Source organism: Streptococcus mitis (assembly GCF_946188615.1).
In the GTDB taxonomy this organism is placed as follows: Bacteria; Bacillota; Bacilli; order Lactobacillales; family Streptococcaceae; genus Streptococcus; species Streptococcus mitis_BZ.
In genome coordinates this window covers 136,209-160,600 of the sequence record NZ_CAMHVK010000006.1, presented here as the reverse complement: position 1 = coordinate 160,600, position 24,392 = coordinate 136,209, and the positions used below count along the sequence as shown (strand labels likewise).

The following is a 24,392-nucleotide window of genomic DNA, read 5'->3' as shown; positions in this document are numbered from 1 at the left end:
TTCAAAAATGGATAAAAAGAAAATGATTTTAACTAGCTTGGCTAGTGTGGCTGTTTTGGGATCAGGTTTTCTTGCATCTAATCCTTCAACTGTAAAAGCTGAAGATGTGCAACCTACTGCAACACAACCAGCTACTACGGATACTAAAGAGGCTTTAAAAGCTGCTTTTGAAAAAATGGAAAAAGCTGTTGAAGATAATATTAACAAAGACGACAGCATTAAAGCAGAAGATAAGGCGAAAGCTATTGAGGAAGCAAAAGCTGAAATCGGTAAGGAAGATATCTTAAAGGCTATCGAAAATGGTGATTTGGATGCTGAAGATGTTGCAAAAGAGTTAGAAGATGACTTTAATAAAGCTGGTGTGACTAATCCAACTGTACAACCAGCTCCAGGTGCTGAGTTGGTTCGTAATGAATCAGGTGAAGTTACAGAAGCTAAGCCAGTTAATGGTGGAATTGATGCAGATAGTCAGGATAAAATCAACAAGCGTTTGGACGAAGAAAAGACAGATGCTAAGGATGCTGGCGAACGTGTAGAAGCTGCGAAAAATGATGTTGAAGAAGCAAAAGCTATTGTAGAAGCAGCAAAAGCAGCGAAAGAAAAAGCTCAAAAAGAACTTGATAGTTATGCTGACGCTGATGGTGAACAAGCAGACCAATATAGAGAAGCTGCTCAAAAGGATCTTGATGCTGCAGATAAAGCTCTAGAAGCAGCTCAAGCAGAACTTAAAGCGCGTGAAGCAGACTTGAAAGCTGAAGAAGCTAAATTGGATACAACAATTGAAGCTCTTCAAAACAAGGTCGCTGATTTGGAAAAAGAAGTTTCTAAATTAGAAGATAATCTTAAAGATGCGGAAGCAAATGGTTCTGAAGATTATATTAAAGAAGGGCTTCAGAAAGAATTAGATGCTAAAAGAGCGGAATTGGAGAAGGCAGAAGCTGATCTAGAAGCAGCTCTTAAAGGTTTGGAGCCAGAATATTCTAATGGAGATGCTGCAATTCTTGACAAACCAGAATATACAGAACCTCAAACAGAGCCCCAAAAAGAATCAAACAAGGCACCTGATAGACCTGCAAAACCAGCTCCAGAATTCCCAATCCCAGCTAAGGTTGGAACACCAGGAAACCCAGCTCCAACTTCTGAAACTCCTGCTCCAGTGTCAGAAACACCAGCAGGTCCATCAGCTGATGCACCATCTACTGAATCCCCAGCAGCGCCAGCACCTGGAACAAATAGTCCAGCTTCAGAAGCTCCATCAGCCCCAGCCTCTGCAACTCCAGCTGTAGCAGGAACTAGCCAAGATAATACTTATCAAGCCCCAGCTGCAAAAGCTGAAGATAAGAAAGAACTTCCAAATACGGGTGGAAAAGATAATGTTGCAGTTGCATTCTTAGGATTCTTAGGATTACTTCTTGGATTCCTTCCGTTTGTGAAACGTAAAAACTAAATCATATGATGGTATAGATTTTAAGTAATTAAATCAAAGCAGGAGAGAAATCTCCTGTTTTTTTGTTTAAACTAGATTTTTTATGAAGATTTAAGATATTTGAATTGAATTCAAAATTATAATTTACTATATAAAATGAAAATAATGAAAAGAAAGAGAAAGAAAGCTAGTAAAATATGCTTTATTTTCTTTGGAATTTTCCATATTTTTGAAATATAACATATCAATAATAAAGGATATAGAATATAACGTATCCCTTGATTTCACTTGAAAAAAGGTTTATAATGTACATAAATATGATTCTTAAAAAGAGGTACACAGGATGAACAAAAAGAAAATGATTTTGACTAGCTTAGCAAGTGTTGCTGTTTTGGGAGCGGCATTTGTTGCATCTCAACCGTCAGTCGTGAAAGCTGCAGAGGAGCCTAATACAACTTCTGCTCAACCAGCTGGAGCTCCTGCAACTCCTAAATCAGAAGTGACAAGTCCAGAAATTAAACAAGCTGAAGCTGACGCTAAAAAAGCTGAAGAAAAAGTTGCTGAAGCTCAAGCAAAAGTAGATACAACTACTCCTGTGGCTGATGAAGCAGCTAAAAAACTTGAAACTGAGAAAAAAGAAGCTGCTGATGCTGAAGCTGAAAAAACAGAAGCTGAAAAAGATAAAAAAACTGCTGACGATGAATTAGCCGCAGCAAAAACAAAAGCAGCAGAAGCTGATGCTAAAGCAAAAGAAGAAGCGAAGAAAGAAGAAGACGCTAAAAAAGAAGAAGCTGATTCTAAAGAAGCATTAACCGAGGCTTTAAAACAATTACCTGATGATAACGAATTACTCGACAAAAAAGCAAAAGAGGAATTGTTGAAGGCTGTTGAATCTGGTGAATTAAAAGCTGGGGATATTCTTAAAGAATTAGCAGATGATAATGAAAAAGCTGAAGCTAATAAAGAAACTGAGAAAAAATTAAGAAATAAAGATCAAGCTAATGAAGCTAACGTTGCAACAACTCCAGCTAAAGAAGCTAAAACTAAAGATCAATTACCAGCAGACATTAAGGCTGGAATTGACAAAGCTGAAAAAGCAGATGCTGCTCGTCCAGCATCAGAAAAACTTCAAGATAAAGCTGATGATTTAGGTGAAAATGTTGATGAACTTAAAGAAGATGCTGAAGCATTAAAAGCTGAAGAAGATAAAAAAGCGGAAGCTCTTAAAAAACAAGAAGATACATTAAAAGAAGCCAAAGAAGCTCTTAAATCAGCTACAGATAACGGTTCTGATTCTGATATCGTTGCTTCATTAGATAAAGCTGTAAAAGCTATTGAAAAAGCTAAAGAAGCTGCTCAAGAAGCATTCGATAAAGCTGCTTCAGATACTCAAGCTGTTGCTGATGAATTAAACAAACTTACTGATGAGTACAACAAAACTCTAGAAGAAGTGAAAGCTGCTAAAGAAAAAGAAGCTAACGAGCCAGCTAAACCAGTAGAAGAAGAGCCAGCTAAACCAGCAGAAAAAACAGAAGCTGAAAAAGCTGCTGAAGCCAAAGCAGAAGCGGATGCTAAGGTTGCTGAATTAGAGAAAAAAGTTGCTGAAGAAGCTAAAAAAGTTGAAGAAGCTACAACTAAAGCTACTAAAGAAGCTGAAGATGTAAAAGCTGCAGAAAAAGCAAAAGAAGAAGCAGATAAAGCTAAAACTGACGCAGAAGCTGAATTAGCTAAAGCTAAAGAAGAAGCTGAAAAAGCAAAAGCTAAAGTTGAAGAACTTAAAAAAGAAGAAGCTGAAACTAAAGCTGCTCTTAAAGATGCTTTAGATCAATTAGAAAAAGATATCGATGCTGATGCTAAGATTACAAATAAAGAAGAAGCTAAAAAAGCATTAGGTAAAGAAGATATTTTAGCTGCAGTTGAAAATGGTGATTTAAAAGCTGAGGATGTTCTTAAAGAATTAGAAAATCAAAATGCGACTGCTGAAGCTACTAAAGATCAAGATCCTCAAGCTGACGAAATCGGTGCTACAAAACAAGAAGGTAAAGCTCTATCTGAGCTTCCAGCTGCTGATAAAGAAAAATTAGACGCTGCTTACAACAAAGAAGCTTCTAAACCAATCGTTAAAAAACTTCAAGATATCGCTGATGATATCGCTGAAAAAATTGAAAAATTAACTAAAGTAGCTGATAAAGACAAAGCTGATGCTACTGAAAAAGCTAAAGCAGCAGAGGAAAAAACAGCTGCATTAAATAAACAAAATGAAACTTTAGAAAAAGCTAAAGCTGCTCTTGAAACAGCTAAGAAAAATGAAGCAGACAAAGCTATCCAAGATGGATTAAAAGATGCTGTAACTAAATTAGAAGCTGCTGTTGCTTCTGCTAAAACTGCTGCTGATGAAGCTCAAGCTAAATTTGACGAAGTTAACGAAGTAGTAAAAGCTTACAAAGATGAAATTGACAAGCTAACTGATGATTATAATGCAACTCTAGGTTATATCGAAAACTTAAAAGAAGTTCCTAAAGGTGAAGCACCTAAAGACTTCAGTGGTGGTGTAAATGATGAAGAAGCACCTACTGAACCTGCTAAAGAAGCAGATGAGGTTCCAACTGTTCCTAACGCTCCAGAATTCAACGGCGGTGTGAATCCTGCTGACGCTCCTTCGTCTGAAGAAAAACCTGAATTCAATGGCGGAGTAAACGCTGCTGAAGCTGCTACTACTGAAGAAAAACCTGAGTTCAACGGTGGAGTAAACGATGAAGAAGCGCCTACAACTGAAAATACTCCAGAGTTCAATGGTGGTGTAAATGATGATAACGCTACTACTCAACCTAATAATCCAGAATTTAACGGCGGAGTGAATGATACAACACCTCCAACTGAGCCAGCTAAACCAGAAGGTGAAGCACCAGCTGAGCAACCAAAAACAGAAGTTCCAGATATTAAATCTGAAATCAAACGTCTTGAAAAAGAAGTTGAAAAACTTGAATCTGACGTGAAAGATGCAGAAAATGGTGCTGAAGATTATTTTGTAGAAGGATTGAAAGGTGAATTAGATAAAGCTAAAGCAGAATTAGAAGAACTTAAAGCTGCTTGGTTAAATCTTGTGAATGATAAACCTGAATTTGATTTATCAAAATTAAATGAAGGTAAATTACCTGAATCGAATAAAGAAAATACAGCGCCATCAAGACCTGAAAAACCAGCTCCTGAATTTCCAATCCCAGCTAAAGTTGGAACACCTGGAAATCCACCGCGTGAAAATTCTGATACTACAGCTGTCAATGAACCTGCACTTGTACCAAAAACACCATCAGCTCCTGGAACAGATGCTTCAGCTACACCAACAGCTGATACACCATCAACTCCTGCGGTTGCACCAACTGTAGCAGGTACTAACAAAGACAATACTTATCAAGCCCCAGCTGCAAAAGCTGAAGATAAGAAAGAACTTCCAAATACTGGTGGTAAAGATAATGTTGCAATTGCATCATTAGGATTCCTTGGATTGCTCCTTGGTGCCCTTCCATTTGTGAAACGCAAAAACTAATTAGTTGAAGATATAAAAGAGAAGGATTTATGACCTTCTCTTTTTGTGATATGGACTATAGTGAGAGTTCTGTTGAAAAGAAGAAAAAAGTGAACAAAACGATGTTTCAGATTTGTTCACTTTTATTCTATAAACTTACAATAGTGCCTCAAATTCAGCGACGGTCATGCCCAACTGCTGGCTGGCAACCTCGGAAGTCAGGAGACCTTGACGAACCATGTCTAAGAAGGCAAAAAGTTTCCCTTCTTCCCTTCCTTCAACTTTCCCACGCTCTAAACCTTTTTCTTCAGCTTGTTCCAAGGCATAGTCCTGTGCTAACAAGGCTTGTTCTTCGCGTCTACGCTGTTCACTAAACATTTTCCTGTCCTCCTCGGACCAGCTCTTGTAGTCTAGCAGTTGGTCTGCTTGACTGATGACTCGCTCGGGTTGTTGGGTAAAGGGTTTATTCCCAAAAAACTCCAACCAGGGTTTGCGAACCTCGTCTTTGCTGGTTTCTCTGTATTTTTTTAATTCCAAGAATGCCATCTTGACTAGATGGTTTTCTTGTCTATTGTTTGTAATTGTTAAAGCCTCACCTGTCGTGTCCTCGCGCATACTAAAGCTATGGAAAGCCAAGTCATCTTGGAAATAATTGCTATTCACGATTGCAATGGCATAAACGGGGGCGATGTGTTTGTAACTTTGATGTGTATCACCTTCTCGTTGACGAATTTTTTCGAGATTTTGATTGACCTGACTGCATAAGTAAGCCCACAAACGATTAATGAAAAAATTCTGATGATGCACTTGGATTTCGATAATAACCTGCGTGCCATTGTCTAACTCTGCCAAAACATCTATACTGGTATAGAAATCCTGCGCTGAGTACGGCAGGGAAGGCAAGACGTGAATGTTACTTCCCTCCAAAATCGTCACATTTTTTGCTGGTAAATCCAGCATATCGCGGATAAATTGACAAGTGATTTCTGGATTGCTAAAGATTTTCTTAGCAACCAAATCATTGGTTGGGCTGATGCCCGGATGACGTACAGTCATACTCTTTCTCCTTTCATTATACCACAGTTTTAAATCTAGGTTTACTGGATTCTCTGGCTCTATCTATTTATTCGGAAAAAGTGTGAAAAATATTGGGTATGGCTCTTCCCAATGGTATTTTTTGGTGCTTTCCTTTATAATGGGTGTATGGATAAGAAAAAATTATTATTGATTGATGGGTCTTCTGTTGCTTTTCGGGCGTTTTTTGCCCTCTATCAACAGTTGGACCGTTTTAAGAATGCGGCTGGCTTGCATACCAATGCGATTTATGGCTTTCAGTTGATGTTGAGCCATTTGTTGGAGCGGGTTGAGCCGAGTCATATTTTGGTGGCTTTTGATGCGGGAAAGACGACCTTCCGGACAGAGATGTATGCGGACTATAAGGGTGGTCGAGCTAAGACTCCTGATGAGTTTCGTGAGCAATTTCCCTTCATTCGTGAGTTGCTGGATCATATGGGGATTCGTCATTATGAGTTGGCTCAGTATGAGGCGGATGACATCATTGGGACACTGGATAAACTAGCAGAGCAGGATGGTTTTGATATTACCATTGTCAGTGGGGACAAGGATTTGATTCAGCTGACGGATGAGCATACGGTGGTTGAGATTTCCAAGAAAGGTGTGGCTGAGTTTGAGGCTTTTACGCCAGAATATCTTATGGAAAAGATGGGGATTACACCGACTCAGTTTATCGATCTCAAGGCGCTCATGGGTGATAAGTCGGATAATATTCCTGGGGTAACTAAAATCGGTGAAAAGACGGGTATCAAGCTCTTGCTGGAGCATGGCTCACTCGAGGGGATTTATGAGAATATCGATGGGATGAAGGTTTCTAAGATGAAGGAAAATCTCATCAATGATAAGGAACAGGCCTTTTTGTCAAAAACACTGGCGACCATTGATACCAAGGCACCGATTGAGATTGGTTTGAAGGATTTAGTCTATAGCGGTCCAGATGTGGAAAATCTTGGAAAATTCTACGATGAGATGGGCTTCAAACAGCTCAAGCAGGCTTTAAATGTGTCGTCAGCTGATGTGGCTGAGAGTTTGGACTTTACTATTGTTGAGCAAGTCAGTCAAGATATGCTGAGTGAAGAATCTATCTTCCATTTTGAGCTTTTTGGTGAGAATTACCATACGGATGATTTGGTTGGTTTTGCCTGGTCTTGTGGGGATAAACTTTATGCTACAGACAAGCTTGAGCTGTTGCAAGACCCGATTTTCAAGGACTTTTTAGAAAAAACACCTCTGAGAGTTTATGATTTTAAGAAGGCTAAAGTTCTCTTGAATCGCTTTGGTGTGGATTTGCAAGCGCCTGCTTTTGACAGCCGTTTGGCTAAATACCTCCTTTCGACTGTGGAGGACAATGAAATTGCGACTATTGCTAGTCTTTATGGTCAGACTTATTTGGTTGATGATGAGACTTTCTATGGTAAGGGAGTCAAGAAGGCCATTCCTGAACGCGAGAAATTCTTGGAGCATTTGGCGCGTAAACTTGCTGTTTTGGTCGAAACAGAACCTGTTTTGCTTGAAAAACTCAGCGAAAATGGGCAATTAGAGCTTCTTTATGATATGGAGCAACCTCTGGCTTTTGTCCTTGCCAAGATGGAAATTGCTGGTATTACGGTCAAGAAAGAGACCTTGCTTGAGATGCAGGCTGAAAATGAGCTTGTCATTGAAAAACTCACTCAGGAGATTTACGAACTGGCTGGTGAGGAGTTTAATATCAATTCGCCTAAGCAGTTGGGAGTGCTTCTCTTTGAAAAATTGGGGCTACCTCTAGAATACACTAAGAAAACCAAAACTGGATACTCGACTGCGGTGGATGTCTTGGAACGCTTGGCTCCTATTGCGCCAATTGTTAAGAAAATTCTCGACTACCGTCAGATTGCCAAGATTCAATCTACTTATGTGATTGGCTTGCAGGACTGGATTTTGGCTGATGGCAAGATTCATACTCGCTATGTTCAGGATTTGACCCAGACTGGACGTCTGTCTAGTGTGGATCCAAACTTGCAAAATATCCCTGTTCGCTTGGAACAAGGTCGTCTCATTCGTAAGGCTTTTGTGCCTGAGTGGGAGGATAGTGTACTGCTTAGTTCGGACTACTCACAGATTGAATTGCGCGTTTTGGCACATATTTCTAAGGATGAGCACTTGATTAAGGCTTTCCAAGAGGGGGCAGATATCCATACTTCGACAGCCATGCGTGTCTTTGGCATTGAACGTCCTGAGGATGTGACTGCAAACGACCGTCGCAATGCCAAGGCTGTCAACTTTGGAGTGGTTTACGGGATTTCAGACTTTGGTTTGTCTAATAATCTGGGCATTAGCCGTAAGGAAGCCAAAGCCTATATTGATACCTACTTTGAACGCTTCCCAGGTATTAAAAACTACATGGATGAAGTGGTGCGTGAGGCGCGTGATAAGGGCTATGTGGAGACCCTCTTCAAGCGTCGTCGTGAGTTGCCAGATATCAATTCTCGCAACTTCAATATTCGTGGTTTTGCAGAGCGAACGGCCATCAACTCACCTATCCAGGGTTCGGCAGCAGATATTCTTAAGATTGCCATGATTCAGCTGGATAAAGCCTTGGTTGCAGGTGGTTATCAGACTAAGATGCTGTTACAAGTGCACGATGAAATCGTACTTGAAGTTCCTAAATCTGAATTGGCAGAGATGAAAAAATTGGTCAAACAAACTATGGAAGAAGCCATTCAACTCAGTGTTCCCCTTATCGCAGATGAGAATGAAGGGGCAACCTGGTACGAGGCTAAATAAAAAGGGGGCTAGTCCTCCTTTTTTGTAGTAGAATTATGCAAGCCTTTTCAAAATATGCTATACTGATGAAAAAGGAGGATTTCTATGAGTCAAGAATTTATCAATCCAAGTGATGGCGTGATTCGTCAGTATCTCGCAACGAGTAAAACCCTTGCTGTGGTGGGCTTGTCTGACCGTGAGGAAACAACGAGCAATCGAGTGACCAAGGAAATGCAGGCTCGGGGTTATAAAATCATTCCAGTCAATCCCAAGGTGGCAGGTGGCGAAATCTTGGGTGAAAAGGCTTATGCTAGTCTAGCTGAGATTCCTTTTCCTGTAGATATTGTCAATGTTTACCGTCGCAGCGAGTTTCTGCCTGATGTGGCGCGTGATTTTCTCAAAGCTGATGCCAAGATTTTTTGGGCACAGCTAGGACTTGAAAGTCTAGAAGCGGAAGAAATCTTGCGTGCTGGTGGATGTGATGATATCGTGATGAATCGTTGCATCAAGAGAGAACATACACGCTTGATTGAGGAAGCATAAGAAAAAGGTAGCTGATGGGCTACCTTTTGTGTTATACTCAATGAAAATCAAAGAGCAAACTAGGAAACTAGCCGCAGGTTGCTCAAAAAACTGTTTTGAGGTTGTAGATAAGACTGACGAAGTCAGTCACATACCTACGGCAAGGCGACGTTGACGTGGTTTGGAGAGATTTTCGAAGAGTTTAGAAAATACCGATAAGGGTCTGCATACCAAGACTAGTGAGGATGATGGCAATCCAGCAGATGGCTCCGAGAAGAATGGATTTTCCACTGGATTTGACCATAGCGACCAGATTGGTTTTGAGACCGATAGCACTCATGGCCATGACAATAAGGAATTTAGAGAGTTGTTTGAGAGGGGTAAAGAAACTACTGGACACACCTAGAGAGGTGAGTAGTGTAGTGAGGAGAGAGGCAAGGATAAAGTAAAGGATAAAAAGTGGGAAGACTTTTTTCAGTTGTAGGCTTTGCTTGTTTTCTTGTTGGCGACTTTGCCAGTAGGATAGAAAGAGCGTGATAGGGATAATGGCCAAAGTACGTGTGAGTTTAACAATGGTTGCAGACTCGAGGGTATTGGTCTGGTAGAGACTATCCCAGGCGCTAGCTGTGGCGGTTACAGAGGAAGTATCATTGACTGCAGTTCCTGCAAAGAGGGCGAAGCCGTCATTGGATAGATGAAGCCAGGTGCCGAGGGTTGGAAAGATGAGCGCAGCCAAGACATTGAAGAAAAAGATAACGGAGATGGCTTGGGCTACTTCCTTTTCCTTAGCATGGATAACGGGCGCTGTTGCCGCAATGGCAGAGCCCCCACAGATAGAAGAACCTACTCCAATCAAGGTAGCCAGTTTTGTGTCCAGTGCAAAGAAGCGCTGGAAAAGATAGGCAACAATCAAGGCTATTGAAATGGTGGACAGGATGACAGGGAGTGAAGATTGCCCAACTGCGAAGACTTGCGAGATATTGAGACCAAAACCAAGCAAGATAACGGCATACTGGAGCAATTTTTTAGAACTAAAGGTCAACCCAGCATCCAGTTGTTTATAGGACGAGAGAAAGGGATGTAGGAGCATGCCTATGAAAATGGCAAAAACGGGCGCGCCAATAACAGGGAAGAATCCTCCTAAGTACCAAGATAGAATGGAAATGAGAAGGCAGGCCAAGATGCCTGCTCCATTTTTTGATAGAAATGACATAAAAACCTCCAAATAGAATCTGTTACCATTATAGACCTGTAGAGAGGAAAAGTAAAATAGAAAGTGGAGCTAACAATTATTTGACAAGTAGTGCTAATTATGTAATAATAATCCTACAAGAACTGTAACGAAGTCTTGGCAAAAACAAAAATACCAGAGCTCCACCTCTGGTATTTCTTTTTGTCCAGTTACATTAAAACTAAACTCAGGTTATATTTTTTTGTCGCGCTTATCTAACCACTTTCTGACTATCCACTCAGAAATGACATTACCGGTAATAGTAATCAGTAATGGTGCTAGAATAACTGTAACGAAGATTAGCAAAAACTCACCTCCAAACTAAGTTCGTTAGTGGAGTTGCGACAAATCCATTTTAACATACTTCAATTTGTCATGCTAGCGTTATTCTATCATGTATTTTTGCGGTCGGGGGGCTTTTGTAGTATAATAGAGATACGTTTTGAAAGTAGGAGGTATCTATGGACTTAACTAAGCGCTTTAATAAACAGTTAGATAAGATTCAAGTTTCGTTGATTCGTCAATTTGACCAGGCTATTTCGGAGATTCCTGGGGTCTTGCGTTTGACCTTGGGGGAGCCTGATTTTACAACGCCAGATCATATCAAGGAGGCGGCCAAGCGAGCGATTGATCAGAACCAATCCTACTATACAGGGATGAGTGGTCTGCTGACTCTACGTAAGGCGGCCAGTGACTTTGTTAAGGAAAAGTACCAACTGGACTATGATCCTGAAAATGAAATCTTGGTTACAATTGGGGCGACAGAGGCTTTATCTGCTACTTTGACGGCTATTTTGGAAGAGGGAGACAAGGTACTTTTGCCAGCTCCTGCCTATCCAGGTTATGAACCGATTGTCAATCTAGTTGGGGCAGAGATTGTCGAGATTGACACAACTGAAAATGGTTTTGTCTTGACTCCTGAAATGTTGGAGAAGGCCATTTTGGAGCAGGGTGACAAGCTCAAGGCGGTTATTCTCAACTATCCAGCCAATCCGACAGGAATTACCTACAGTCGGGAGCAGTTGGAGGCCTTGGCAGCTGTTTTACGCAAGTACGAAATTTTTGTTGTCTGTGATGAGGTTTACTCAGAATTGACCTACACAGGCGAAGCCCATGTGTCTCTGGGAACTATGTTGAGAGATCAGGCTATTATTATCAATGGTCTATCTAAATCACATGCCATGACAGGTTGGCGTTTGGGACTGATTTTCGCTCCTGCAGCCTTTACAGCTCAGTTGATTAAGAGTCACCAGTACTTGGTTACTGCCGCAAATACTATGGCTCAACATGCTGCGGTAGAAGCCTTGACGGCTGGTAAAAATGATGCGGAACCTATGAAGAAGGAATACATCCAGCGTCGAGATTATATTATCGAGAAAATGACTGCTCTTGGTTTTGAGATTATCAAACCAGACGGTGCCTTCTATATCTTTGCTAAGATTCCAGCGGGATACAATCAAGACTCCTTTGCCTTTCTCAAGGATTTTGCTCAGAAGAAGGCTGTTGCCTTTATCCCTGGTGCAGCCTTTGGGCGTTACGGGGAAGGTTATGTTCGCCTATCTTATGCAGCCAGCATGGAGACGATCAAAGAAGCCATGAAACGACTTGAGGAGTACATGAGAGAAGCATGATTCAGTCTATCACGAGTCAAGGCTTGGTGCTCTACAATCGCAATTTTCGTGAGGATGACAAGCTCGTTAAGATTTTTACAGAGCAGGCTGGTAAGCGGATGTTTTTCGTCAAACACGCTGGTCAGTCCAAACTAGCGCCAGTAATTCAGCCCTTGGTGTTGGCTCGATTTCTCTTGCGAATCAATGATGACGGACTCAGCTATATCGAGGACTATCATGAGGTGATGACCTTTCCCAAGATTAATAGCGACCTCTTTGTCATGGCCTATGCGACCTATGTGGCGGCTCTTGCAGATGCTAGTTTGCAGGATAATCAGCAGGATGCTCCCTTGTTTGCTTTTTTGCAAAAGACTTTGGAGTTGATGGAAGCAGGTTTGGATTATCAGGTTTTGACCAATATTTTTGAAATCCAAATCTTGACTCGATTTGGGATTAGCCTCAATTTTAATGAGTGTGTCTTCTGCCATCGGGTCGGTCAGGCTTTTGATTTTTCTTTCAAATATGGAGCCTGCCTCTGTCCAGAGCATTATCATGAGGATGAGAGACGTTGCCATCTCAATCCCAATATCCCTTATCTGCTCAATCAATTTCAAGCCATTGATTTTGAGACTTTGGAGACCATTTCGCTCAAGCCTGAAATCAAGCAAGAGTTACGCCAATTTATGGATCAACTCTACGAAGAATACGTTGGGATTCACCTAAAATCAAAGAAATTTATTGATTCCCTAGCAGACTGGGGACAATTACTAAAAGAGGAAAAGAAATGAAAAAAATCGCAGTAGATGCCATGGGGGGCGATTACGCACCTCAGGCCATCGTTGAGGGTGTCAATCAAGCCCTAGCTGACTTTTCAGATATCGAGGTTCAACTCTACGGAGATGAAGCTAAAATCAAGCAATATCTGACAGCGACAGAGCGCGTCAGCATTATCCATACGGATGAAAAGATTGATTCAGACGATGAACCTACGAGAGCTATTCGGAAGAAGAAAAATGCCAGTATGGTCTTGGCAGCTAAGGCTGTCAAAGAGGGTGAAGCAGATGCTGTCCTATCGGCTGGGAATACAGGTGCTTTACTAGCAGCAGGATTTTTCATCGTGGGTCGTATCAAGAATATCGATCGTCCTGGGCTTATGTCAACCTTGCCGACTGTAGATGGGAAGGGGTTTGACATGCTGGACCTCGGTGCTAATGCGGAAAATACAGCTCAGCACCTCCATCAATATGCGGTTCTAGGTTCCTTCTATGCTAAAAATGTTCGTGGAATTGCGCAACCACGTGTTGGCTTACTTAACAACGGAACAGAGAGTAGCAAGGGTGACCCGCTTCGTAAGGAAACTTACGAATTACTAGCAGCTGATGAAAGTTTGAACTTTATCGGAAACGTGGAAGCGCGTGATTTGATGAATGGCGTTGCGGATGTTGTTGTGGCAGATGGTTTCACGGGAAACGCTGTGCTCAAATCCATTGAAGGAACAGCCGTGGGAATCATGGGTTTGCTCAAGACTGCTATTACAGGTGGAGGTCTTCGAGCGAAACTAGGCGCCCTCCTTCTCAAGGATAGCCTCAGAGGTTTGAAAAAACAGCTCAACTATTCAGATGTTGGTGGAGCGGTCTTGTTTGGTGTCAAGGCACCGGTTGTCAAGACTCATGGCTCAAGCGATGCCAAGGCTGTTTATAGTACAATCCGCCAGATTCGTACCATGCTAGAAACAGACGTAGTTGCCCAGACTGCGCGTGAATTTTCAGGAGAATAAAAGAGATGACAGAAAAAGAAATTTTTGACCGTATTGTGACCATTATCCAAGAGCGACAGGGAGAGGACTTTGTCGTGACAGAATCCTTGAGTCTGAAAGATGATTTGGATGCTGACTCAGTTGACTTGATGGAGTTTATCTTGACACTGGAAGATGAATTTAATATCGAAATCAGCGATGAGGAAATTGACCAACTGCAAAGTGTAGGAGATGTGGTTAAAATCATTCAAGCAAAATAAAGATAAGAAGTTCCAAGGCACTTGCTTTGGAATTTTTTATTTGGCTTAATACTCTTCTAAAATCTCTTCAAACCACGTCAGCGTCGCCTTACCGTACTCAAGTACAGCCTGCGGCTAGCTTCCTAGTTTGCTCTTTGATTTTCATTGAGTATAAGTGACCGTTTAGGAACAGATTTAGTCTTTCTAGGGACAGTAGAAATCTGAGGAGAAATAAGGAATATAATGAAATTAGAAAAATCAATCTCCAAAAAGGAAATAAGAAATAAAGATCAAATGAAAATATCAATGAGTTTCTGCTAGAATGAAATTGTTAATATAGTCACAATTTTAATTGACTTTCCTTTTTTACAGGACTATAATGTAGATATAAAAAAGGATTTATTTTATAGTTGGGGGAAGGTGATGGCTATGTACTTTTGATAAACTAGTCTCTATCTTATGTTCTTGGAAATGTTAGGAGGTCTTATGGTTCAGGTTCATGAACCTGACATCTATTTTGCCTTCGTTTCTATTTGATTTTCTTACTTTGGATTTATCTATTTTAGGAGGAAATGGCTATGAAAAAATCTAAACTACTCACTCTTGGTTTGCTTGCAGGTGCTGGTCTACTATTGTCTATCAATCAAGCACAGGCTGCAGATACTTGGGTTAAAAATGGTGCTGACTGGAATCTTTCTCAAGATGGCAGCCTCGCTAAAAACAAATGGGTGCAAAATGCTGGCTCTTGGTACCATTTTGACGGTTCTGGTAAAATGCAGACAGGCTGGCTCAAAGATGGTAACACCTGGTATTCACTAGCAGATAGTGGTGCTATGCGCACAGGCTGGTACAAGGAAGGTAACACCTGGTACTCACTCGCAAATAGTGGTGCTATGCGCACAGGTTGGTACAAAGAAGGGTCTACATGGTATTACCTCAAAGGCAGTGGCGCTATGGCAACAGGATGGGCGACTGCAAATGGTCAATGGTCTTACTTTGAAAAATCAGGTGCTATGGTAGCAGATAGAGCTGTTCCAGCAAGCGATGGGGAAAGTTATGTCATTGGTAAGGATGGATATCTGTTAACCAAACTCCCAAGTCAGGTTGAACAAGATCCTTTTGATGATACAGTTATTACAGATATCGTTACTTTGTCTGATGGTTATGACTATCACCTTGTTCATAAGAAAGATGGAGTTGTTATCGAAAAGAATGCCTGGTATATCAAACCTATTGTTGAACGTTTTTCTTATCAAAAGATTGGCGATATAAAACGAAATACTTTAGATGCAATTACTGATAATAAAAAACCAGGGGAAGAAATTGATCCTAAAGCTGTCATAAAGAATTTCCAAAACTTACCAAATAAGTATTACTTTGGAGCAGATGGACGTAAGGTTGCGAATCTACCAGAATTCACTACTCACTTCCCTATTCAAAAAGTTGGGTCTGAACTTTATCTTAAAAACTCAAGTCCAGTTATTAGTCTAGATTCATCTGGATTGACAATTAATGACAATAAACTTTATCTAAGAGGTGCCAATGATGATAATGGTAAACTTGTAACTGGATATTTTACAATGTTTATGGACGGATTATTATCTAAAGATCACCATATTTTGGGCTATGCAGATGAATCTGGTGAAATCGTGAAGATGAAAGTTTTGCCTAATGATTTCCGTGATTATATTGAAAAAGGAATTTCCGGTTTTTATGGAGAAACTGTTCGATACGACAGTTCAACAGGAAATGTTTCTGTTGTGAAATAAACTATTTCACATAGTAAAACGAAAAAGCGAACAGCTTTGTATACTAGGAAGTCATGTTCGCTTTTATTCATAAAGTAATAGTTACTATTAGCCCTCTGTTTCAAAAAAATCTGCTTGATAATAATCACGAACCTCTCTTTTCATTTCTTCTAGTAATCGACTTTCATCTGTTGATTCGAGTAAGGATAATCCTTTATTAATCATAGTATGATCTTCATTAACAATTCCCAGACGTACTTGAGCTACACCTAATAAATCGTATCGTTTCAATATTTTTGCTAAATCAAGGCATTCTTGAATTAAGCATAGACAGTCATCTTTCTTCCCTGCTTCAAGGTACATTCGTGTCATATTGGCTAGAATGGAGTAATGAATACTTTGAATCGGACGATAATCTGTGTATTTATTTAGAGATTTTACAAGTCTTTGACGTAGCATTTCTAGTGAATCAATAGGGAAATGGAAAATGATCATCACTAGCAATCGTAAATCTGAGAGGAACCACTGATCTCTTTTTTCCAATTCTTTCCATAACTCCTCAGCCAAGACTTGAGCTTTATCGGAAAACTGATTTTCAATCACTTCTATAAAAATGGTTAGTTCTTTCACAGCATGTTCTATTGGGATATCATTCTGCACTTCATCTAGATAAATTTGACATTTTGATAGCAGTGTCTTCATTTCTTCTAGATTAGGTGAAGAAATGACTTGATAATATTCTGAAAATAATTTCTTACGAGAATCCATTTGGTAATGTTGACAAATATAATGAAATTCATCGAAACTCATATCAATTTGCCTCAAAAGTAACTCCATAGTATCATACCTAGGAGTAGAATGATTATTTTCAAACTTAGATAAGTTAGAATGAGTAATGTAGTCACCACAGACCTCATTTTGTGTAATCCCTTTTGACTTACGAATGTATTTATAAACTGAACCAATATCCCACCGCATATTTTTGCCTCCAAAAATGTTCCAAAAGTAGAAGTTTTAGGAAAATATTTATATTTAGTATATCATAAAGGTGTGGGGTGGGCAATGATGATAGAAAGAAGGTGTTGGTTGACTCTTAAGGATTATTAGGAGTTATGTAGAATGTTTATGATGGAAAAATATCTTTTTATAACTATTCAATAAAGGAGGAAATGGCTATGAAAAAATCTAAACTACTCACTCTTGGTTTGCTTGCAGGTGCTGGTCTACTTTTGTCTATCAACCAAGCACAAGCTGCAGATACTTGGGTTAAAAATGGCGCTGACTGGAATCTTTCTCAAGATGGCAGTCTCGCTAAAAACAAATGGGTGCAAAATGCTGGCTCTTGGTACCACTTTGACGGTTCTGGTAAAATGCAGACAGGCTGGTTCAAAGACGGAAATACATGGTATTCACTAGCAGATAGTGGTGCTATGCGCACAGGTTGGTACAAGGATGGTAACACATGGTACTCACTCGCAAATAGTGGTGCTATGCGTACAGGTTGGTACAAAGAAGGGTCTACTTGGTACTACCTCAAAGACAGTGGTGCTATGGCAACAGGATGGGCGACTGCAAATGGTCAATGGTCTTACTTTGAAAAATCAGGTGCAATGGTCGCAGACAGAGCTGTTCCAGCCAGTGATGGGGAAAGTTATGTCATTGGTAAGGATGGATATCTGTTAACCAAACTCCCAAGTCAGGTTGAACAATCTCAAGCGGATGATACAATTATCACCAATATTGTTACTTTGTCTGATGGGTATGATTATCATCTTATTCCTAGAAAAGATGGAGTCATTGTTGAAAAAAATGCTTGGTACATAAAACCTGAATTTAAGAAGTTTTCTGATAAATATGGAGATAAAGTTTCCAATACGATGTTGGCTTTAGTAGATAATACGGAAGAAGGACAAGAAATTAATCCTAAAGCTGTCGTGAAAAACTTTCAAAATTTACCAAACAGGTATTACTTTGGGGCAGATGGTCGTCGCGTAACAAATTTACCAGAAATGACCACCTATTCAGAGATTAAAAAAGTTGGAAATGATGTCTATCTAGAAAATCCGGGTGCACGACTTCTTCTTGGAGCTACCAGCTTCACAATCAATAATAATAAACTATACCATTTAGATGGTGCTAATGGCAAACTCAAAACAGGTTATTTTGCATTGATTGATGATAGACCAAGCTATCATCACTATCATATTCTTGTTTATGCAGACCAATCTGGTGAAATTCTTAAAATGAAACGATTGCCAACAGGAATTTCAGATTATCTTAATAAAGAAATTGACGGTTTCTACGGTCAAACTGTTAAAATCGATAGTAAGACAGGAAATGTTTCTGTTGTTAAATAAACTATTTCACATAGTAAAATGAAAAAGCGAACAGCTTCGTTTACTAGGAAGTCATGTTCATTTCACTATAGAATAGGAGGAAATGGCTATGAAAAAATCTAAACTACTCACATTTGGTCTGCTTGCAGGTGCTGGCCTACTATTGTCAATCAATCAGGCACAGGCTGCAGATACTTGGGTTAAAAATGGTGCTGACTGGAATCTTTCACAAGATGGCAGTCTCGCTAAAAACAAATGGGTACAAAATGCTGGCTCTTGGTACCACTTCGACAGCACTGGTAAAATGCAGACAGGCTGGCTCAAAGACGGTAACACTTGGTATTCGCTCGCAGATAGTGGCGCCATGCGTACTGGCTGGTACAAGGAAGGCAATACATGGTACTCACTCGCAAATAGTGGGGCTATGCGTACAGGTTGGTACAAAGAAGGGTCTACATGGTATTACCTCAAAGGCAGTGGCGCTATGGCAACAGGATGGGCTATTGCAAATAATCAATGGTCTTACTTTGAAAATTCAGGTGCTATGGTCGCAGATAGAGCTGTCCCAGCCAGTGATGGGGAAAGTTATGTCATTGGTAAGGATGGTTATCTAGCAAATAGAAAAGATTCTGGATACAATATTCATGATATTGTCAAACTTGGAGATGGGCAAGAATATTTGCTAAATGCTAAAGGTAACGATGTTATTATTGAAAAAAACACTTGGTACATCAAACCTGAGTTCAAGAAGTTTTCCGACAAATATGGGGATGAGGTTGCAAATACAACCTTAGCTTTAGTAGATAATAAAGAAGAAGGACAAGAAATTGATCCTAAAGCTGTCATTCGTAATTTCCAAAATCTACCAGGTCGATATTACTTTGGAGCAGATGGTCGTAGAGTATTACCACTTCCAGAGATGACAACTAGATCAGAAATCAAAAAAGTTGGCAATGATCTTTATCTAGAAGACCCAGGTGTACGACTTCGATTTGATAACTTCACAATCAATAACAATAAACTATACTATTTAGATAATGGACAAAGTAAGCTCAAAACAGGTTACTTTGTACTGATTGATGATGGTATGGCTACAACCCTCCATCACTTACTTGTATATGCAGACCAATCTGGTGAGGTTCTTAAGATGAAACGCTTGCCATCAAGATTTTCAGATTATTTTGACAAAGAAATCGATGGTTTCTATGGTCAAAAAATTAAGATTACACAGCCAAATAAGTATGAATATTACAAGGTTCTTGTGGTAAAATAAATAGATAAGCAATCTTCACAACGAATATAAAAAATAAAACGTGCAAATCATTTTCAAGAGGCTTTAGATTTCTTGTATTTTAAAAGAAACTAAAGCCTTTTGTGGATTTATAAGGGGATAGAGAGGATATAAAATTATGAAAAGGAGTTTGTCATGAAAATGAAAAATACATTTGTAGAATTGGAACAATTTGAAGATATTTACAGTTGGTGATATCTATTCCCAAAGCAAAGCTAGTGTTTTGCTACTAATGGGTTAATTAAACGGATTTATGATTATATTACTTGAATTTTTAGTGTTTATATTGATTTTAATCAATATTTTAGTTCCTCCGATTTATCTAGGTAGTCAACTCTCTAAAGCATTTTATGACAAACGTTCTATATTTCTTTTGGTAGTTTTTCAGCTATTTGCTATCTTCGTTTTTCCGAGTTTCTCGCATGTTGCTAATTTATTATTCTTTTATATAATATTTTGGATTGTGTTAAAGAAAAAGAAGAAGGAAGCTCTATTTCTTGCCCTTTATCTATTTGTGTTTTATCAAAGTATTCGATATTTGATTTTGACATTTATAATACGATTGATATTTGACTACTCTGAACTATCTGATTTTTTGCATAGTGGATTTAATTCTGTATTTAGTTTGATTTCGTTGTTTTTGTCTGTTGTCATTTTAAGACGATGGGGAATTGATTTCAATATATTATTTTTAGATAAATTTCAATCGTTAGTGATGAAAAGTATGTGGATTTTATCCTTATTGTTTGGTTTCAGACTTTTTTCATCCATTATGTCTGGGGGATGTAATCCTTTCTACGTTCGTTTTGACACGACCATTTCTCTCTTGATTTTCATTCTCTTTTTCTCTTGGCTCTTTTACATCAAGCATTTAGAGCAGGTTTATCGTGATGAGCAGACCATTCAGAGACAGGAAGATGAAAATCGTTCCTTGCAAGGGATGGTGGATAAGTTGGGTCATCTCTATGATGAGGTTCGAGGTTTTCGTCATGATTTTGCAGGAATTGTCGCTAGTATGGAGCCTGCTATAGCTAATCAAGATATGGCTGAGGTGTCTACCATTTATCAAGATGTCTTTCTAAAGACCAATGAAAAGCTGAGAAAGGCGGATTACACAGCCTTTAATCTTCATAATATCCATGATATAGCTATTCGCAATACCTTGGCAAAAGCCATGATTGTGGCAGATAATCAGGGAATTCATTTTAGTTTGGAGACGGTGGGGGTCGTAGAAGAGCTGGCATTACCTATGTTGGAGGCTATCCGTATCCTTTCTATCCTCACGACAAATGCTTTAGAAGCAGCGAATGAGGCGGAAAATCCGCAGATTCGGGTTGCTTTGTTGGCAGGTGATAGGAGTGTCCGTTTTATCATTGAAAACACTCGTAAGAAAGAAGAACTGAATCCCAGCATTCTCAGTCAAAAGGGTTACTCTACCAAGGGTAACCATAGTGGACTGGGCTTAGCAACCTTGGAGGATATGGTTTTTCATTATGATTTGAACTTAGATACCCAGCTAGGAGAAACGACCTTTAGACAAGATTTAGAATTGCCATTTAAGGATGAGAAACGAGGGGGAGAGGAATGAGAATTTTAGTTTTGGAAGACGATAGAGTCCAGCAAGGACGGATAGAGCAGACTTTGCTGGATATCGGTCGCTCTCGCAATTTAAGATTGGAAATTGATATTGCCAAAAACTATGGTGACGTTGAAAAGTATTCTCAGTATTTTGATCATTATCAGCTCTATTTATTGGATTTAGAGATTGATGGAGAGCGTGATTGGATAGTATGATTTTGACTTTTATTAAGGAAACTCTATTTGCTTTATTGTTGATAGTCTCCATTATAGTTCCTCCAATCTATCTAGGTTGCCAAATTACACCGGAATTTCGTAAAAAGAGATACATAGTCTATTTACTAATGATGCAAGCAATAGCTGGTAAAACTTTTTTTGAAATCATGTATTTGGAAGTTTTAATCTTTTTTTACCTTATTTTCTATATGAAAGGGAAGAAAAAGGGGGAGTCTTTATTTCTTTCGCTCTATCTTTTTAGTTTTTATCAGAGTATTCGCTATTTATTGGTATTGTTCTATATTCGGATGTTAGATATAGATATGCTATCGGAAGTAGGAAATGGGATTGTTAACTCTTCTTTTTCCCTATTAGCTATCGTACTAACAGTAGTTATGATGAAACGTTGGTCTTTAGATTTGGATTTATTCTTTTCAGATGCTTTCAAAACCCACTATCGTAAGAGTTTTTTCATTATCCTACCTCTGACTGGATTTAGGATATTCTCTTCGTTTATGACCAATAGAAATAGTTCTTTCTACGTTCGTTTTGATACGACCATTTCTCTCCTGATTTTCATTCTCTTTTTCTCTTGGCTCTTTTACATTAAGCATTTGGAGCAGGTTTATCGTGATGAGCAGACCATTCAGAGACAGGAAGATGAAAATCGTTCCTTGCAAGGGATGGTGGACAAGCTGGGTCATCTCTATGATGAGGTTCGAGGTTTTCGTCATGATTTTGCAGGAATTGTCGCTAGTATGGAGCCTGCTATAGCTAATCAAGATATGGCTGAGGTGTCTACCATTTATCAAGATGTCTTTCTAAAGACCAATGAAAAGCTGAGAAAGGCGGATTACACAGCCTTTAATCTTCATAATATCCATGATATAGCTATTCGCAATACCTTGGCAAAAGCCATGATTGTGGCAGATAATCAGGGAATTCATTTTAGTTTGGAGACGGTGGGGGTCGTAGAAGAGCTGGCATTACCTATGTTGGAGGCTATCCGTATCCTTTCTATCCTCACGACAAATGCTTTAGAAGCAGCGAATGAGGCGGAAAATCCGCAGATTCGGGTTGCTTTGTTGGCAGGTGATAGGAGTGTCCGTTTTATCATTGAAAACACTCGTAAGAAAGAAGAACTGAATCCCAGCATTCTCAGTCAAAAGGGTTACTCTACCAAGGGTAACCATAGTGGACTGGGCTTAGCAACCTTGGAGGATATGGTTTTTCATTATGATTTGAACTTAGATACCCAGCTAGGAGAAACGACCTTTAGACAAGATTTAGAATTGCCATTTAAGGATGAGAAACGAGGGGGAGAGGAATGAGAATTTTAGTTTTGGAAGACGATAGAGTCCAGCAAGGACGGATAGAGCAGACTTTGCTGGATATCGGTCGCTCTCGCAATTTAAGATTGGAAATTGATATTGCCAAAAACTATGGGGATGTTGAAAAGTATTCTCAGTATTTTGATCATTATCAGCTCTATTTATTAGATTTAGAGATTGATGGAGAGCGTGAACGGGGTTTTCAGGTTGCTCAACAGGTTCGGGAGCGGGATCCTTTTACAAGCATTGTCTTTGTGTCCACGCACTCGGAGGCCTTGCCTCTAGCTTTTCGCTATCACTTGTCTGCCTTGGATTTTATTTCTAAGGATCAACCAGAGGAAGATTACCGTCATCAGCTGGAGCGCTGTCTGGACTATGTACTGGCAGTGGACAAGAGGGAAAATATGCGTCTCTTCACCTATAGTTTTGAGGGAAGACGGGGCTTTACTCTGCCCTACCATGAGATTTTAGCCTTTGAAACCTCAGTGGAATCCCACCGTATCAAGGTCTATTATGCCAATCACTCTATCAAGACCATTTATGGCAGTCTCAAGGATATCGCTGCCAAGGCTGAAAAAGATTACTTTGTCTATGCCAATCGCAATACTTTAGTCAGTTTACAGGCAATTGAAGAGATGACTGCCACAGAAGTGACCTTGTTAGAAGGCTTGCATTTCCCCGTATCACGAACAGCCAGAAGAACCCTAAAAAAACATCTCAATGTCTAATATCTGTTAGACTTGGATGAGTTTATCAATAAGAATGTCGGAAAAATTTCTGATATTCTTATTTTTTTGATTTCTTTTTCGAATAGATAAGTAAGAGGAAAAAGAAAGGAGTTTGCTATTAAAACATTTTTATTAGCTTTTGCTGAGGGTTATTTTACCGTATCGCTCATAATCTACATCGCAACGTATTTGATTTTGAGAAATCCGATCAATACCCTATTTTATCCAGAAATTTACCCCGTTTTATTTGGGCTCTTTTATCTAGGATATAAGGTCAATAAAAAGCGAGTAGAGTAAACAGTTAAGAATGACTTGTTAGTCTGCGCTGAAAATAGCTAGGCTAGAATCTAAGAATGCATCGCATTGGAGTTTAATATGAAATTCGTTAAATCAGTATTGAAAGTTTGGCCTGAAATAATGGTATTACTTAGTTCGATGTCCTATATAATCATCAGATTAGTAGCTGATATGAATAAAGTATCTTTACCTACTTGGTTTGATAATCTTAATATACCCACGATTGCATTATTTATGATGGTATTCATTCTTTTATATAGAAGTAAACAAAAAAAGAATAGGTAAATTTGAAGCAGTAGACGTTCTATAGGGAATAGGTGTCTTATAGTAACGAATCAAAAAAAGGAGTAACTATGAATCGTAATTTAGAACGGTGTTATCTATTCTGACCATGAATAGATCGTACCAGAGGTGGCTTAGAAATAGCAGGGACATTAGTAATTGAAGTAATAAATAGGATGTCATAAATGTTACTATCAATGATTTATTTGTTCCAAGCTTGCCTAGGGTGACAGTAAAACATCAATTTCCTTTCATACCATATTTTTAGTAGGTAGGACGTTTGTTCTGCCTATTTTTTTATCCGAAAAGTGCAGTTGGGAGGGAGATAGGCGCATTTGGGGAGGAAGTCCAGTTTTTGTTTGGGGATTGGGGTAAGATAGTTATTATCAGATGAGTTTATACTCTTCGAAAATCAAATTCAAACCACGTCAACGTTGCCTTGCCGTATATATGTGACTG

General features: G+C 39.3%; 19 protein-coding genes. 16 read left to right on the top strand and 3 right to left on the bottom strand.

Annotated elements, in window-relative coordinates; translation table 11 throughout:
• The first annotated feature begins 7 nt into the window (after window positions 1-7).
• Window positions 8-1,447, top strand: coding sequence for an LPXTG cell wall anchor domain-containing protein (locus tag OCF95_RS07500; RefSeq protein WP_261035431.1), 1,440 nt, complete (start codon window positions 8-10; stop codon window positions 1,445-1,447).
• Window positions 1,448-1,769: 322 nt separating this feature from the next.
• Window positions 1,770-4,973, top strand: coding sequence for an SIALI-17 repeat-containing surface protein (locus OCF95_RS07495; RefSeq protein WP_020903288.1), 3,204 nt, complete (start codon window positions 1,770-1,772; stop codon window positions 4,971-4,973).
• A 135-nt stretch (window positions 4,974-5,108) separates the two neighbouring features.
• Here the strand turns inward: OCF95_RS07495 and OCF95_RS07490 are convergent, their stop codons facing one another.
• Window positions 5,109-6,008 (bottom strand): Rpn family recombination-promoting nuclease/putative transposase, encoded by a 900-nt coding sequence (locus OCF95_RS07490; protein ID WP_020903289.1) that lies wholly within the window; start codon window positions 6,006-6,008, stop codon window positions 5,109-5,111.
• Window positions 6,009-6,155: 147 nt separating this feature from the next.
• On the opposite strand from OCF95_RS07490, the gene polA reads away from it, so the two are divergent.
• Window positions 6,156-8,789: a DNA polymerase I gene (polA, locus tag OCF95_RS07485; protein WP_261035430.1), complete on the top strand. Its 2,634-nt coding sequence runs from the start codon at window positions 6,156-6,158 to the stop codon at window positions 8,787-8,789.
• 84 nt (window positions 8,790-8,873) lie between these two features.
• Window positions 8,874-9,311 carry a CoA-binding protein gene (locus OCF95_RS07480; RefSeq protein WP_000076488.1) on the top strand — a complete coding sequence of 146 codons (438 nt, stop codon included), beginning with the start codon at window positions 8,874-8,876 and terminating at the stop codon, window positions 9,309-9,311.
• 181 nt (window positions 9,312-9,492) lie between these two features.
• Here the strand turns inward: OCF95_RS07480 and OCF95_RS07475 are convergent, their stop codons facing one another.
• Window positions 9,493-10,503, bottom strand: a complete 1,011-nt coding sequence (locus OCF95_RS07475; protein ID WP_020903290.1) for a YeiH family protein — start codon at window positions 10,501-10,503, stop codon at window positions 9,493-9,495.
• Window positions 10,504-10,982: 479 nt separating this feature from the next.
• Between OCF95_RS07475 and OCF95_RS07470 the strand changes: the two genes are divergently transcribed.
• From OCF95_RS07470 to OCF95_RS07450, 5 genes are all read left to right on the top strand, one after another.
• Complete coding sequence (locus OCF95_RS07470; RefSeq protein ID WP_004257696.1) at window positions 10,983-12,152, top strand: pyridoxal phosphate-dependent aminotransferase; 1,170 nt, start codon at window positions 10,983-10,985, stop codon at window positions 12,150-12,152.
• A complete protein-coding gene (gene recO, locus OCF95_RS07465) occupies window positions 12,149-12,919 on the top strand; it encodes a DNA repair protein RecO (protein WP_000616135.1) in 771 nt (256 codons plus the stop codon). Before OCF95_RS07470 ends, recO begins: the two co-directional genes overlap by 4 nt.
• On the top strand, window positions 12,916-13,908 hold the full coding sequence (gene plsX / locus OCF95_RS07460; RefSeq protein ID WP_020903291.1) for a phosphate acyltransferase PlsX: 993 nt from the start codon (window positions 12,916-12,918) through the stop codon (window positions 13,906-13,908). Before recO ends, plsX begins: the two co-directional genes overlap by 4 nt.
• A 5-nt stretch (window positions 13,909-13,913) precedes the next feature.
• Window positions 13,914-14,147 (top strand): acyl carrier protein, encoded by a 234-nt coding sequence (locus tag OCF95_RS07455; RefSeq protein ID WP_000136445.1) that lies wholly within the window; start codon window positions 13,914-13,916, stop codon window positions 14,145-14,147.
• Between the two features lie 557 nt (window positions 14,148-14,704).
• Entirely contained in the window at window positions 14,705-15,895 is a 1,191-nt protein-coding gene (locus OCF95_RS07450; RefSeq protein WP_261035428.1) for an N-acetylmuramoyl-L-alanine amidase family protein, read from the top strand.
• Window positions 15,896-15,982: 87 nt separating this feature from the next.
• Here OCF95_RS07450 and OCF95_RS07445 read toward each other — a convergent pair whose 3' ends face one another.
• Entirely contained in the window at window positions 15,983-16,852 is an 870-nt protein-coding gene (locus tag OCF95_RS07445; protein WP_261035427.1) for a helix-turn-helix domain-containing protein, read from the bottom strand.
• A gap of 197 nt (window positions 16,853-17,049) precedes the next feature.
• Here OCF95_RS07445 and OCF95_RS07440 point away from each other — a divergent pair, with 197 nt between their 5' ends.
• The 7 genes from OCF95_RS07440 to OCF95_RS07410 all read left to right on the top strand — a co-directional run bounded on the left by OCF95_RS07440 (window position 17,050) and on the right by OCF95_RS07410 (window position 23,651).
• Window positions 17,050-18,231, top strand: coding sequence for an N-acetylmuramoyl-L-alanine amidase family protein (locus OCF95_RS07440; RefSeq protein ID WP_261035426.1), 1,182 nt, complete (start codon window positions 17,050-17,052; stop codon window positions 18,229-18,231).
• A gap of 88 nt (window positions 18,232-18,319) precedes the next feature.
• The gene (locus tag OCF95_RS07435) at window positions 18,320-19,483 is read left to right on the top strand and encodes a PspC-like choline-binding domain-containing protein (RefSeq protein WP_261035425.1); all 1,164 of its coding nucleotides are present in this window, start codon (window positions 18,320-18,322) and stop codon (window positions 19,481-19,483) included.
• Window positions 19,484-20,225: 742 nt separating this feature from the next.
• Window positions 20,226-21,089 (top strand): GHKL domain-containing protein, encoded by an 864-nt coding sequence (locus OCF95_RS07430; protein WP_261105171.1) that lies wholly within the window; start codon window positions 20,226-20,228, stop codon window positions 21,087-21,089.
• Window positions 21,086-21,295, top strand: coding sequence for a response regulator (locus OCF95_RS07425; RefSeq protein WP_004235961.1), 210 nt, complete (start codon window positions 21,086-21,088; stop codon window positions 21,293-21,295). The genes OCF95_RS07430 and OCF95_RS07425 overlap by 4 nt, the downstream gene beginning before the upstream one ends.
• 323 nt (window positions 21,296-21,618) lie before the next feature.
• Complete coding sequence (locus OCF95_RS07420) at window positions 21,619-22,626, top strand: GHKL domain-containing protein (protein WP_261105170.1); 1,008 nt, start codon at window positions 21,619-21,621, stop codon at window positions 22,624-22,626.
• Window positions 22,623-23,354 carry a response regulator transcription factor gene (locus OCF95_RS07415; RefSeq protein ID WP_001221869.1) on the top strand — a complete coding sequence of 244 codons (732 nt, stop codon included), beginning with the start codon at window positions 22,623-22,625 and terminating at the stop codon, window positions 23,352-23,354. Before OCF95_RS07420 ends, OCF95_RS07415 begins: the two co-directional genes overlap by 4 nt.
• 117 nt (window positions 23,355-23,471) lie before the next feature.
• Window positions 23,472-23,651 carry a hypothetical protein gene (locus tag OCF95_RS07410; protein WP_261105172.1) on the top strand — a complete coding sequence of 60 codons (180 nt, stop codon included), beginning with the start codon at window positions 23,472-23,474 and terminating at the stop codon, window positions 23,649-23,651.
• Window positions 23,652-24,392 lie beyond the last annotated feature (741 nt).

Excerpts from the sequence above, each read along its gene's own strand:
- OCF95_RS07420 (WP_261105170.1), top strand. The coding sequence starts at position 21,619 with ATGCTATCGGAAGTAGGAAATGGGATTGTTAACTCTTCTTTTTCCCTA.
- OCF95_RS07450 (WP_261035428.1), top strand. The coding sequence starts at position 14,705 with ATGAAAAAATCTAAACTACTCACTCTTGGTTTGCTTGCAGGTGCTGGT.
- polA (WP_261035430.1), top strand. The coding sequence starts at position 6,156 with ATGGATAAGAAAAAATTATTATTGATTGATGGGTCTTCTGTTGCTTTT.
- OCF95_RS07425 (WP_004235961.1), top strand. The coding sequence starts at position 21,086 with ATGAGAATTTTAGTTTTGGAAGACGATAGAGTCCAGCAAGGACGGATA.
- OCF95_RS07495 (WP_020903288.1), top strand. The coding sequence starts at position 1,770 with ATGAACAAAAAGAAAATGATTTTGACTAGCTTAGCAAGTGTTGCTGTT.
- OCF95_RS07430 (WP_261105171.1), top strand. The coding sequence starts at position 20,226 with ATGTGGATTTTATCCTTATTGTTTGGTTTCAGACTTTTTTCATCCATT.
- OCF95_RS07480 (WP_000076488.1), top strand. The coding sequence starts at position 8,874 with ATGAGTCAAGAATTTATCAATCCAAGTGATGGCGTGATTCGTCAGTAT.
- OCF95_RS07455 (WP_000136445.1), top strand. The coding sequence starts at position 13,914 with ATGACAGAAAAAGAAATTTTTGACCGTATTGTGACCATTATCCAAGAG.
- recO (WP_000616135.1), top strand. The coding sequence starts at position 12,149 with ATGATTCAGTCTATCACGAGTCAAGGCTTGGTGCTCTACAATCGCAAT.
- plsX (WP_020903291.1), top strand. The coding sequence starts at position 12,916 with ATGAAAAAAATCGCAGTAGATGCCATGGGGGGCGATTACGCACCTCAG.
- OCF95_RS07500 (WP_261035431.1), top strand. The coding sequence starts at position 8 with ATGGATAAAAAGAAAATGATTTTAACTAGCTTGGCTAGTGTGGCTGTT.
- OCF95_RS07440 (WP_261035426.1), top strand. The coding sequence starts at position 17,050 with ATGAAAAAATCTAAACTACTCACTCTTGGTTTGCTTGCAGGTGCTGGT.
- OCF95_RS07435 (WP_261035425.1), top strand. The coding sequence starts at position 18,320 with ATGAAAAAATCTAAACTACTCACATTTGGTCTGCTTGCAGGTGCTGGC.
- OCF95_RS07490 (WP_020903289.1), bottom strand. The coding sequence starts at position 6,008 with ATGACTGTACGTCATCCGGGCATCAGCCCAACCAATGATTTGGTTGCT.
- OCF95_RS07415 (WP_001221869.1), top strand. The coding sequence starts at position 22,623 with ATGAGAATTTTAGTTTTGGAAGACGATAGAGTCCAGCAAGGACGGATA.
- OCF95_RS07475 (WP_020903290.1), bottom strand. The coding sequence starts at position 10,503 with ATGTCATTTCTATCAAAAAATGGAGCAGGCATCTTGGCCTGCCTTCTC.
- OCF95_RS07445 (WP_261035427.1), bottom strand. The coding sequence starts at position 16,852 with ATGCGGTGGGATATTGGTTCAGTTTATAAATACATTCGTAAGTCAAAA.
- OCF95_RS07470 (WP_004257696.1), top strand. The coding sequence starts at position 10,983 with ATGGACTTAACTAAGCGCTTTAATAAACAGTTAGATAAGATTCAAGTT.